The sequence below is a fragment of the Marvinbryantia sp. genome (assembly GCF_047017445.1).
In the GTDB taxonomy this organism is placed as follows: domain Bacteria; phylum Bacillota; class Clostridia; order Lachnospirales; family Lachnospiraceae; genus Marvinbryantia.
Window position 1 is genome coordinate 25,788 of the sequence record NZ_JBKXTT010000004.1, and the last position, 12,317, is coordinate 38,104.

Consider the following 12,317-nt stretch of genomic DNA (forward strand, 5'->3'; position numbering starts at 1 on the left):
AGGATGAAAAAGAAAAAGCATTTTTTCGAACGCCGTCCGTTCGCCCGCGCGATACTTCCGGGAGGTACGGGGAGCGAATGGAAAAAAAGAATTGCTGCGGCGGTTCTCTGCAGCGTCTTACTGTGTGATGCGATGCCTGTGATCACATTTGCAGCCAGTGACGCGCAGGAAAATACAACACAGACAGCAGGAGATGCGCAGGCGGATGCAACACAGGTGGCAGGAGACGCACAGGCGGATACAACGGAAACAGCAGGAGACGCGCAGGCAGATGCAACACAGGCAGCAGGAGACGCACAGGCGGATGCAACGGAAACAACAGGAGACGCGCAGGCAGATGCAACGGAAACAACAGGAGATATGCAGGCGGAACAGCCGGGAAACATCCCGGAGGTTACGCTGCGGGTGTGCAACTGGGAGGAATATATTGACCTTGGCGACTGGGATGAGGAAGAGACGATCGATCTGGAGAGCGGGGACGTTATCGGCATAAATTCCATGGTGGAGGATTTCGAGGAGTGGTATCTGGAAACCTATGGGATTAAGGTAAATGTGGAGTATTCTACCTTTGGAACAAACGAGGATCTCTACAATATGCTGACTTTGGGTGATGAATACGACCTCGTCTGCCCTTCCGAGTACATGATCATGAAGCTGATGGCGCAGGGGCAGCTTGTGCCGCTGTCGGAGGAATTTTTTGACACATCGGATGAAAATAATTATTATATAAATGGAGTATCTCCCTATATCCGTTCGATTTTTGAGACAAAAGAGATTAACGGAGAGGCATGGGCGAAGTACGCAGCAGGCTATATGTGGGGCATCACCGGGATCGTGTACAATCCCGATCTTGTGTCGGAGGAGGATGCATCGAGCTGGAAGATTTTAGACGATCCGGCGTATTACCGGCAGGTGACGATCAAGGACAATGTGCGTGATTCTTATTTTGCGGCAGTGGGCGCACTGAAATCAGATTTACTTACGTCTGAGGAATTTCTGCAGGATGCGGATTATCAGAAAAACCTCGAAGAGGAGATGAACGATACATCTTCCGAGACGATCGCATTGGTGCAGGATTATTTACAGGATGTGAAAAATAACGCATATTCTTTTGAGACAGATTCCGGAAAAGCAGATATGGTGACGGGAAAGGTGGCGGCAAACTACCAGTGGTCCGGCGATGCAGTGTATACCATGGATCAGGCGGATGAGGATGAGTTTACGCTGGCGTTTGCGGTGCCGAAGGAATCCACCAATATTTATTTTGACGGCTGGGTGATGCTGAAAAACGGTATCAGAGGCGACGCAGCAAAGCAGCACGCTGCCGAGGCGTTCATTAATTTTAACTCCAGAGCGGATAATGTTATCCGCAATATGTATTATATCGGTTACACCTCTGTGATTTCCGGCGGAGAGGATGAGCGGATTTTTGAGTATGCCGACTGGTGCTATGGCGCCGAAGAGGATGAGGAAGAGGTTGTTGATTATGATATCAGCTATTTCTTTACAGAGGATGAAAACAGTGAGGATTATGTGATCACGGCTCCGGCGGACCAGGTGGGACGACAGCTTTCTGCGCAGTATCCGTCGCAGGATGCGATTGCAAGGTCGTCGATCATGATCTATTTTGATGATGCGCAAAATGAAGCGATTAACAAAATGTGGATCAGTGTGCGCTGCTTTAATATCAACGATATGCCAGTGTGGGCGTGGGTGCTGATCGCGCTGGCAGTTGTCGCGGGAGTTACAGCGCTGGCAGTGAAAAGACGCAGACGATGAGCCAGGAATTGATGAGTCAAGGATCGATGAACCAGGGATCGATGAGCCAGGAATCAATGAGCCAGGGATCGATGAACCAGGGATCAATGAGCGCAGGGATCGATGAGTCAGGGAGCGATGAGCGCAGGGATCGATGGGATCCGGGACGCGTCTGTGCCGCTTTGGAAGAGAGTGAAAGAGAGGAAACGTTATCATGAGGATGATGCTGGTAGGAGCGGGTGCTGTCGGGGAGAGCATTCTGAAGATCATGCAGTGGAGGGATCCGGAAGGCACATGGCTTCCCTATGTGCTGATCTGCGATTATGATGCGAAAAGAGCGCGGGAAGTGGCGGCGATGCTTGGAGATGATACGCGCTTTGCAGTGTCGAAGGTGAATGCGACAGATCGGGAGGAAATGAAGCAGCTCATCCGCACACATCATATTGATTTTGTGATGGATGCAGCGCCTCCCTTTGCAAGCAACATGATATTTGACGCGGCATTTGAGACAGGCTGCAATTATGCCAGCATGGGCACCTGGTCGGTGCCGATGGATGAGCCGGCTTACGGCCTGGGCATCGAAAACAGCTATCTGGAGCCAATGACGAAATACAATTTTGACCGTCATGAGGCATGGCACGCGAAGGGGCAGATGGCGGTGATCTGTCTTGGGATCGATCCGGGTGTTGTAAATGTATTTGCAAAATATGCAGCCACAGAGCTGCTGGATGAAATTTATGAGGCGCATGTGAAGGATGGAGGCAATCTGTCTGTCCCCGGAGCAGATCCTGACGACATCATGTTTGGTTTTAATGTGTGGACTGTGCTGGATGAGGTGATGAACCCAAATGTGGAATATGATGAGGATAAAGGCGGATTTCTTGTGGAAAAAGCGTTTGCCGGGCAGGAGACCTTTGAGATGCCGGAGGGCGTCGGATGCAACACACTGGTGAAGGTGGAGCATGAGGAGGTTGTGACATTGCCGCGCTATCTGAAGCAGTACGGTCTGAAGAAAGCAACCTTCAAGATCAGTCTCGACGAAAATCTTATCACAGCCTTAAAGGTGCTGGATAAGCTGGGGCTGCGCGGCATCCATCCGGTGCAGGTGGGAGATGTGCAGGTCGTACCGCGCGACGTGGTGGCGGCGTGCGCGCCGCAGCCGAAGGATATTGGCGATGAGATGACCGGTATGATGCTGGTAGGTGTTCATTGTATTGGAAAGAAGGACGGGAAGAGGAAGGAATACTTCCTGTATCAGCCCTTCGATAACCAGGAATCTATGAAACGCTGGGGCAGCCAGGCGGTGACGGCTCAGACCGGTTTTGGGGCGGCGCTGGCGTTGGAGCTGATCGGGCGTGGTATCTGGAAGGACGCCGGGGTATTCTCACCGGAATACTTTGATCCGAAGCCGTATCTGAAGCTGATGGAAGAAAGCGGATATCGCTATGAAATAAAGGAAATGTTGTAAATACAATATATTAAACGGAAACGGTGAGGAGAACGAAATCCCGATATTATTTGACACGGATAACCTTTTTATAGTATGATTAAAGATGCGAGAACATAGCAGTAAAGAGGGCCGAAATGGGGAAATTATTTTATATCATGGGGAAAAGCTCTACCGGAAAAGATACTATTTTTAAAGACGTATCAGAAAGAGAAGAGCTTGGTCTCAGAAATCTTGTGATGTATACGACCAGACCCATTCGTGAGAAGGAAACCGACGGCGTGGAGTATCATTTTGTCACGGAGGATGAAGCGGATGAGCTGCAGCGCCAGGGAAAAATCATAGAGCTGCGCGCGTATCATACGGTTCATGGTATCTGGAAATATTTTACTGTGGACGATGAGCATACGGACCTGGAGCATTACGATTATATTGCGATCGGGACGCTGGAATCGTATGTGAAATTAAAGGAATATTATGGTGATGGGAAGGTCATTCCCATTTATATAGAGGTAGACGACGGCAATCGCCTGGAGCGCGCGCTGAAGCGGGAGCGCAAACCGCAGAATCGCAAATTTGAGGAAATGTGCAGAAGATTTCTGGCGGATGCAGAAGATTTTTCTGAGGAGAATTTACAGAAGGCGGGGATTACAAAACGCTTCTGCAATGATAACGAGCGTGAGGAATGTATGCAGGAGATTGCGGATTATATTCGTCAGTGCCAGAAAGAAGGGAGCAGGGCATGAAAGGATTTCGTCAGATTATCGGGCATAAGGATGTGATCGGGCATCTGCAGAATGCGATTGCGACAAATAAGGTATCTCATGCCTATATTTTAAACGGGGAAAAGGGTTCCGGAAAAAAGACGATCGCACGCGTGTTTGCAAAAGCGCTGAACTGTGAGAGTGATGAAGAAAAACCATGTGATACATGTCACTCATGCCGCCAGGCGAACAGCGGAAATCACCCGGATATCATGGAGGTCACACATGAAAAACCGAACAGCATCAGTGTGGATGATATCCGTGAGCAGATCGTGGAAGATGTGCAGGTCCGCCCGTACAGCAGCCCATATAAGGTATATATTGTGAGCGATGCGGAAAAGATGACGATGCAGGCGCAGAATGCACTCTTAAAAACGATTGAGGAGCCGCCCTCTTATGTGGTGGTGCTGCTTCTTACCACAAATGCAGCGTCGCTCCTGCCGACGATTTTGTCGCGCTGCGTGATGCTGAATACCAAGCCGGTACCGGATTCTCAGGTACGCACATATCTTATGGAACATGTGAAGGTTCCGGATTATCAGGCGGATATTTGTGTTGCATTTGCGCAGGGAAATATTGGAAAAGCCGTGCAGCTTGCGACGTCGGAAAATTTTAATGAGATTAAGGGAGCGGCTATCCATCTGCTGACACATCTGAAGGACATGGATATCGGGGAGATCACGGCGGCGGTGAAGGCGGTATCTGAGTTTAAGGTGGATGTCCGCGATTATCTGGATATCCTTGCGGTCTGGTACCGTGACGTGCTGTATTTTAAGGCGACAAACGATGCGAATGGTATTATTTTCCGCGAAAATCTGCGCGCTATCCAGGAACAGACGCGGTGCATCTCTTATGAGGGGATCGAGCGGATCCTGGAGGGCATTCAGAAAGCCAGGACACGTTTGACGGCAAATGTAAATTTTGAATTGACGATGGAACTGTTGTTCCTTTTGATAAAAGAGAATGGAGAATAGCATGACAAAGATAGTTGGAGTCAGATTTCGCACCGCCGGAAAAATTTATTATTTTGATCCGAAGAATATGATGATAAAACGCGGCGAGCATGTGATCGTTGAGACTGCGCGCGGAATTGAGTACGGGCGGGTGGTCACCGGAACGCGCGATGTGCCGGAGAATACCGTGGTCCAGCCGCTCAAGCCGGTTCTGCGCATCTCTACGGCGGAGGACGACGAGCGGGTGCGCAGAAATCACATAAAAGAAAAGGAAGCATATAAAATATGTCAGGAAAAAATCCGCAAGCATAAGCTGGAAATGAAACTGATTGATGCGGAATACACTTTTGATAACAATAAAGTGTTATTCTACTTTACAGCGGACGGACGTATTGATTTCCGTGAGCTGGTGAAGGATCTGGCGTCTGTTTTTAAGACGAGAATTGAACTTCGCCAGATTGGCGTGCGCGATGAGACGAAAATTCTGGGCGGCGTCGGCTCCTGCGGGCGGCCGCTCTGCTGTCATTCGTATCTGTCGGAGTTTGCGCCGGTCTCTATCAAGATGGCAAAGGAGCAGAACCTTTCTTTAAATCCGACAAAAATTTCGGGCGTCTGCGGCAGACTGATGTGCTGTCTGAAAAATGAAGAAGAGACGTATGAATATCTGAACAGCCGCCTGCCGAACAACGGCGATTATGTGACGACTGTGGACGGACTGAAGGGCGAGGTGCAGAGCGTTAATGTGCTGCGCCAGACAGTGAAGGTACTGGTAGATGCGGACGATGAAAAGGAACTGCGCGAATATCCGGTACAGGAGCTGAAATTTAAGCCGCGCAGAAAGAAGGAACGCAGGAAAGATAACCGACAGGACAAGGATCGGGAGAAAGATAATCGGCAGGAAAAAGATTGGGAGCTTGCCGAGCTGGAAGCGATGGAAAAGAAGGAAAAAAGGGAAGGAAAATCCAGGCTAAATGAAGATTGAGCTTTATGAGGGCGAGAGGATAGACGATCTGCAGCGCAATGGCTACCGCATTATCCAGAGCAGAGACGGGTTTTGCTTTGGGATGGATGCGGTACTTCTCTCTGGTTTTGCCAGGGTGCGGGAGCGCGAGCATGTTCTGGATCTCGGCACTGGTACGGGAATCATCCCGATCCTGCTTGAGGCGAAGACGCCTGGGGAGCATTTTACCGGGCTGGAGATTCAGAAAAAAAGTGCGGATATGGCGCGGCGGAGCGTGGAGCTGAACGAATTGTCGGACAGGATTTCCATAGTAGAAGGAGATATTAAAGAGGCTGTGTCCATGTTTGGAAGAGCCTCTTTTGATGTGGTGACATCCAATCCCCCGTACATGACAGGGAACCATGGACTTGTAAATCCGGAGCTGCCGAAAGCGATCGCGCGTCATGAAGTTCTCTGCACGCTGGAGGATGTGATCGGACAGGCGTCCGGACTTTTGCGTGAGAACGGCAGGTTCTATATGGTGCATCGTCCGTTCCGGCTGGCGGAGATCATGACGATGATGGTGAAATATCATCTGGAGCCAAAACGGATGAAGCTGGTTTACCCCTATATTGATAAGGAACCGAACATGGTCCTGATCGAGGGGCTGAAGGGCGGAAAAAGCCGCATTACGGTGGAAAAACCGCTGATCGTATATAAAGAACCGGGTGTGTATACCGACGAGATTTATGATGTGTATGGGTATTGAGGAGGATGACATGGCGGGGAAATTATATTTGTGTGCGACGCCGATAGGGAATCTGGAGGATATGACGCTGCGCGTGCTGCATACCCTGCAGGAGGTGGATCTGATCGCGGCGGAAGACACACGCAACAGCATTAAGCTGCTGAACCATTTTGAGATTAAGACACCGATGACGAGCTATCATGAATACAATAAAATTGAGAAGGCGAAGGATCTGATCCGTCAGATGCAGGAGGGAAAGAATGTCGCCCTGATTACGGATGCGGGGACACCGGGCATTTCCGATCCCGGTGAGGAGCTGGTGCGCATGTGCTATGATGCCGGCGTGGAGGTGACGTCCCTTCCGGGTGCGTGCGCCTGCGTGACGGCGCTGACGCTTTCCGGGCTGCCCACGCGCAGATTTTGTTTTGAAGCGTTTTTGCCGACGGAAAAAAAGGAGCGCCGGGAAATTTTGAAGGAGCTGGAGGAGGAGACGCGGACGATCATTCTCTACGAGGCGCCGCATCGCCTGGTGCGCACGCTGGAAGAGCTGGCGGAATTTTTGGGAGAGCGCAGAATTTCTGTCTGCCGTGAGCTGACAAAAAAGCATGAAACGGTGTTTCAGGCGACTGTGGCCGAGGCTTTGGAGTATTACCGGGAGAATGCACCGAAGGGCGAGTGTGTGCTGGTGATCGAGGGAAAAAGCCGCGATGCTATTCGGGCAAAGGAGCAGCAGCGATGGGAAGAGCTGTCCGTGGAGGAGCACATGGAACATTATCTTTCACAGGGAATTGAGAAAAAAGAGGCGATGAAGCTGGTTGCAAAAGACCGCGGCGTTTCAAAGAGAGACATTTACCAGGAGCTGCTGCAGTGAGGAGGTGGCTGTGTGAAACAGCGTGAGTATGCATACGATAATTTAAAATTTTTATTGATTATTTTTGTGATTGCCGCGCATTTTTCAGATTTTTACACAGGACTGGAGGGTGACGGTTTTTTGGAGCTTACAGCTGCTGCGCGCGGAATGTACGGAGCGATCTGCATTTTTGTTATGCCGGCGTTTGTGTTTGTGAGCGGTTTGTTTGCGAAAAGTGCTTTGTCGGACAGGTCGCGTGCGCTGAAAAAGGTCGGTGAATTTCTGCTTTTGTATGTTTTGTGCAAAGTATTTCTGGGGCTTCCGTCCATGATTTTGCGCCGCACTTTGGATTTTAATTTGTTTTCAGAAAGCGGGATCCCGTGGTTTATGCTCTGTATGGCGTGGTGGTTTCTGGCGACATGGATTTTAAAGAGGTTTATTCTTTCGGATGATCTGCGGACAGAGAATTATGCGGGGGCGCAGACAGTGCAAAATCCTCCGCAGATAAAGAAGCGCAATACAGGAATCCTGTTTGCGGGGAATGTTGCTTTGGCGTGTATACTTGGCTATACAAATATTGTCGGCGATTTTCTCTGCCTTTCCAAGATGGTCGTGTTTTATCCGTTTTTTCTGGCAGGCTATTGTCTGGATGCGAAAAAGCTGATCGCGGGCGTTCAGAAACCGGTTCACAGGATTGTGGGCATGGCAGGGCTTCTGCTGCTTTTGCTGACGGCAGTTTTGCAGCCGGATTTTTTGTATGCGCTGCGCCCGATCCTGAATGGAAGGGGAAATGCCTACGCTCTGGCGGCGGAAAATTTTACCGGCATATTCGCACACTTTGTCGATCCGGCATTTGGCGCATTCTGGCGCCTGGCGTATTATGCGGCGGCAGCATTTATGATCTACTGTCTGCTTGCAGTCATTCCAAGGAAAAAGCTGCCGACCTCTGTATTTGGCTCGCGGACTTTGCAGGTGTACTTTCTGCATTATATTTTCCTCTATCCGCTGAAAATAGTTCCTGTTGTAGAAAAAATGCAGGCATTGCTGCCGACGTGGGTATGCGTGATATTTATTTTGGCTGTGAGCGCGGGGCTTGCGGCGCTGTTGTCACTGCGCTTTGTCACGGCGGCATTTAACCGGGTTGTGAGATTAGGAAAAGCATAAAAGCAAATTACAGGGATAATATGATGGGCTAAGTGTGATCCGCGCTTCTATATTCTGCGCAAGCGCATAAAATATACAAAAGTGTGGACGTGCGGGGAATACCATGAATTTTTTATGGGGTGGAATGATCGTTATTGGCATTTTATATGGTGCGGTAAACGGCACTATGCAGGAGGTGGCGGATGCGGCGCTGGTCTCGTCAAAGGAAGCGGTAACGCTCTGCATTACGATGGCAGGTGTGATGTCGCTCTGGGTGGGACTTATGAAAATAGCGGAGGAAAGCGGGATGGTAGCGGGTCTTACCCGGGCGCTCTTCCCTTTTATCCGCTTTATGTTTCCACAAATTCCAAAGGAGCACCCGGCGAATCAGCATATCAGCATGAACATCATTGCGAATGTGCTGGGGCTTGGCTGGGCGGCGACGCCGGCGGGATTGAAGGCGATGGAGAGTCTGGCGGAACTGGAGGAGGAGAGAAGGAGGGACGTTGCCGGAAAGACAGAGGCGGATATAATACATAACGGATGGGAGAAAAAGTCGGCTGATATGGCACAAAGCAGTGTGGTACAAAGTGGAGTGGCACAAGGCAGTGCAGCACATAAAAAGAATGGTCGCCACAGGTGGGAAAGAGGAGGGATGCCGCCAGGAGTTGCCAGCAATGAGATGTGTACGTTTCTGATACTGAATATTTCATCGCTGCAGCTCATTCCGGTGAATATTATAGCTTATCGGGCGCAGTATGGGAGCGTGAACCCCACGGCGATTGTCGGGCCGGGGATATTGGCAACGGCAGTAAGTACGGGTGTGGCGGTGGTTTTTTGTAAGGTGATGGATAATAGGAGGCAGAGGGCGTAGACCCTCTGTTTTTATTGCTACTAAAATTAATAAAACGAATTAAAACGAATAAAAATGGTTTAAATATATTTAAAATGTGTTATAATAAATAAAAAAGGAATGGAGGAAAATATATGAAGTTACGTGCAGAAGATGTATTTCGACCGGGGGCATTTCCGGAATATACTTATATATCAAGAAAATCCTCAATTTCTGATTTATCATATGAATTTCGCCTGATGCAGGCAATTAAGGTTTCCGGATTTTTAACTTCGCTGGTTGGACCTTCTAAGATGGGGAAAACAATTCTCTGCGAAAAAGTAATTGGCTTTGAAAATATAGTAGAAATTTCAGGAGCGGATTTTGAGGAAAATACAGATTTTTGGAAGCTGGTTGCGGCAAAGGCGGGACTTGCTTATGAAGGGCAGTTTGCGTCAGAAAAGAAAATTGCCGAAACTAGTGACAAGTATACAAAGAAAGAAACATTTTCTTTGACGAAAGATAAAATTATTGAGTATTATAAAAAGAAAAATCTTGTGCTAGTAATAGACGACTTTCACTATGCACCGAAAGATAAGAGGATGCAGGTTGCACAGCAGTTAAAGGATGCAATACGCAGAGGTTTTAAAGCAATCGTTGTATCGCTTCCGCATCGGGCAGATGAAGCGATTCGACAGAATGCAGACTTATCCGGAAGGTTAAGTTTGATTAACATGGAACCATGGGAAGTGGCAGACTTAAAGGAAATTGCAAAACTGGGTTTTTCCAGATTAGAGATAAAAATGGAAGATGAAATTGCAGAACAGATTGCAGTGGAAAGTTTGTCCTCTCCGCAGTTAATGCAGTATATTTGTCTCAACATTTGTACAATACTGGAAATGTCGGGGGATCAGGATGTTCAGATTGGTCAGGAAATTTTAGAAACAGCATATCGTTATACAACAGCAAATTTTGAATATGGCGATGTCGTATCATTGATGAAGAAAGGCCCGAATACACGGGGAAAAAGCAGGAATACTTTTCTGGTAAAAAGCGGGCAGCCCTGTGACCTTTATGAATTGATTGTAAGATCAATCGCGGAAAATCCGCCAATAATGAAATTAGAGTTTGAGGATGTAAAAAAACGAATATACGGTATGATTTCAGATGATTGTAAAAAACCAACCCCACAGGCTATTAAAGAAAGTCTTGCTAAATTGCAGGAATTATTACATGGAAGAGAGGACATTTTTAAGGTACTCGACTGGAAGGAAGGCGTTTTATATATTTTAGATCCGTTGTTTTTATTCTATTTGCGGTGGGGAGGCGGTAATAAATAATATGATGAATGGTATCAGAAGTTTGGGAAAGGCAAAGGAGCGTATACAGGCTGCCAATGATTCTCAGACATTTCAAAATGCGGTAGAGGCTTTGCGAGAATATATGAAAAGACTTGGGGTAGGGGCGCAGGAACTTCTTGTATTGGAAAGAATCGCGTATTATCCTCAAAATATATATTCTGACAGAGAGACAAAAGAAAATATGGAAGTTGCAAAGCACAGGGTGATTTCGTATATTGAAGATATGTTATGCGATAATGAAAAAGACGGACAGATTCTCGAGATTTTAAATAATTTTTATCTGTTTCTGGAAAATTTAATAGAACGAAAGCCGCATAAACGTGGAGGAATTCAGCAGGAGCAACTGGATGCTTTGAAAATAAAAAATGAATATGATGTGCAGCATTTATTATATGCATGTATCAAGCTACTGTATCCTATGGCAAGGGCTGAGGTTAGTGAAGACACTGGATATGGCACGGTCAGGACAGACATTTTTCTTGATGCCGACCATGTGATAGAAGTAAAGTGTACCAGAGAAAATATGAAATTAAAGAAACTGACCGAAGAAATAGAAGCGGATATGATACATTACAGCGCTGGAAATATTTATTTCTTTTTATATGATAAAGAAAAAATTATAGAAAATCCGATGGTTTTTAAGAAATGCTATGAGGAGAAAATAAAGGACAAGAAAGTACACATTATTATTCATCAGCCTAAAATCATGTAATTCAAATGATTAACGATTCAAAAATTTAAAAGGAGGGACTCACAAGCCCTCCTTTGCCTGTAGGCTTCGCAAGTTTCTACAGAACGATGAGTGTCCGCCACAGGTGGGAAAGAGGAGGGATGCCGCCAGGAGTTGTCAGCAATGAGATGTGTACGTTTCTGATATTGAATATCTCGTCGCTGCAGCTTATTCCAGTGAATATTATAGCCTATCGGAGCCAGTACGGAAGCGTGAGTCCCACGATCGTTGGGCCGGGGATATTGGCAACGGCGGTGAGTACGGGTGTGGCGGGCAATAAATTACAATATTATCGTGTACAAATAGATTCTGAAAGAATATAATAAAAATAGTAGTTGAAAGGCGTGCTTACGAAACAAAGAAAAGGACGGCATATTTAATATAAATAAGGACTGTACGCGAAAAACTGCGTTATAGATGACGGGAACAGGAACAATAAGACGCGCAGGAGGAGAGGAAAACAGAGAATGAAAGTACAGGAATTGCGCAGCCTGCTGGAAAAAGCAGACAGAAGCTATGTAGAAAAGGCATTTGCAGAAAGCTATAAGCAGCTGACGAAAAGCCAGAAGGAAGAAATAGATCCGGTTATTATTGACATCCTGGAAGGAAGAGAAGCGGAAAAAAAGAAAAAAGGAAGTGCAGTCAGCTTTGAAGAATTGGAACGGGAGATGGAGATCTTTTTTGAGAATGCCTATGCACAGAATTATTTTGCGCCGAATCGCGTGATTCCGAAAAGCCAGCGTCCCAAATGGCGCTTTATGGTAAAAAACTTTATATAAGAGCTGGAAAAG

At 47.4% G+C, this 12,317-nt stretch carries 13 protein-coding genes and 1 pseudogene; all 14 read left to right on the top strand.

Features of this window, described 5'->3' with window-relative positions:
* Window positions 1-3 precede the first annotated feature (3 nt).
* The 14 genes and pseudogenes from ACLU9Q_RS05485 (at window position 4) to ACLU9Q_RS05550 (ending at window position 12,305) form a co-directional block, all read left to right on the top strand.
* Window positions 4-1,779, top strand: a complete 1,776-nt coding sequence (locus ACLU9Q_RS05485; RefSeq protein ID WP_296832119.1) for an ABC transporter substrate-binding protein — start codon at window positions 4-6, stop codon at window positions 1,777-1,779.
* An 11-nt stretch (window positions 1,780-1,790) separates the two neighbouring features.
* Window positions 1,791-1,976 (top strand): hypothetical protein, encoded by a 186-nt coding sequence (locus ACLU9Q_RS05490; protein WP_296832116.1) that lies wholly within the window; start codon window positions 1,791-1,793, stop codon window positions 1,974-1,976.
* Window positions 1,973-3,226 carry a saccharopine dehydrogenase family protein gene (locus tag ACLU9Q_RS05495; protein ID WP_296832114.1) on the top strand — a complete coding sequence of 418 codons (1,254 nt, stop codon included), beginning with the start codon at window positions 1,973-1,975 and terminating at the stop codon, window positions 3,224-3,226. The genes ACLU9Q_RS05490 and ACLU9Q_RS05495 overlap by 4 nt, the downstream gene beginning before the upstream one ends.
* 116 nt (window positions 3,227-3,342) lie before the next feature.
* A complete protein-coding gene (locus ACLU9Q_RS05500) occupies window positions 3,343-3,951 on the top strand; it encodes a guanylate kinase (RefSeq protein WP_296832112.1) in 609 nt (202 codons plus the stop codon).
* A complete protein-coding gene (gene holB / locus ACLU9Q_RS05505; protein WP_296832110.1) occupies window positions 3,948-4,943 on the top strand; it encodes a DNA polymerase III subunit delta' in 996 nt (331 codons plus the stop codon). Before ACLU9Q_RS05500 ends, holB begins: the two co-directional genes overlap by 4 nt.
* A 1-nt stretch (window position 4,944) precedes the next feature.
* Complete coding sequence (locus ACLU9Q_RS05510) at window positions 4,945-5,904, top strand: stage 0 sporulation family protein (protein ID WP_296832108.1); 960 nt, start codon at window positions 4,945-4,947, stop codon at window positions 5,902-5,904.
* A complete protein-coding gene (locus tag ACLU9Q_RS05515; RefSeq protein WP_296832106.1) occupies window positions 5,894-6,631 on the top strand; it encodes a tRNA1(Val) (adenine(37)-N6)-methyltransferase in 738 nt (245 codons plus the stop codon). The genes ACLU9Q_RS05510 and ACLU9Q_RS05515 overlap by 11 nt, the downstream gene beginning before the upstream one ends.
* 10 nt (window positions 6,632-6,641) lie before the next feature.
* Window positions 6,642-7,481, top strand: coding sequence for a 16S rRNA (cytidine(1402)-2'-O)-methyltransferase (rsmI, locus tag ACLU9Q_RS05520; RefSeq protein WP_296832104.1), 840 nt, complete (start codon window positions 6,642-6,644; stop codon window positions 7,479-7,481).
* 12 nt (window positions 7,482-7,493) lie between these two features.
* Window positions 7,494-8,624, top strand: a complete 1,131-nt coding sequence (locus ACLU9Q_RS05525; protein ID WP_296832102.1) for an acyltransferase family protein — start codon at window positions 7,494-7,496, stop codon at window positions 8,622-8,624.
* A 103-nt stretch (window positions 8,625-8,727) separates the two neighbouring features.
* Window positions 8,728-9,477, top strand: a complete 750-nt coding sequence (locus ACLU9Q_RS05530) for a nucleoside recognition protein (protein WP_296832100.1) — start codon at window positions 8,728-8,730, stop codon at window positions 9,475-9,477.
* A gap of 113 nt (window positions 9,478-9,590) precedes the next feature.
* Entirely contained in the window at window positions 9,591-10,775 is a 1,185-nt protein-coding gene (locus tag ACLU9Q_RS05535) for an ATP-binding protein (protein ID WP_296832098.1), read from the top strand.
* Window position 10,776: 1 nt separating this feature from the next.
* Window positions 10,777-11,508, top strand: a complete 732-nt coding sequence (locus ACLU9Q_RS05540; RefSeq protein ID WP_296832096.1) for a hypothetical protein — start codon at window positions 10,777-10,779, stop codon at window positions 11,506-11,508.
* A 128-nt stretch (window positions 11,509-11,636) separates the two neighbouring features.
* Window positions 11,637-11,849 (top strand): annotated as a pseudogene (locus tag ACLU9Q_RS05545) (hypothetical protein); the annotation flags it as partial.
* Between the two features lie 144 nt (window positions 11,850-11,993).
* Complete coding sequence (locus ACLU9Q_RS05550; RefSeq protein WP_296832094.1) at window positions 11,994-12,305, top strand: hypothetical protein; 312 nt, start codon at window positions 11,994-11,996, stop codon at window positions 12,303-12,305.
* Window positions 12,306-12,317: the final 12 nt, after the last annotated feature.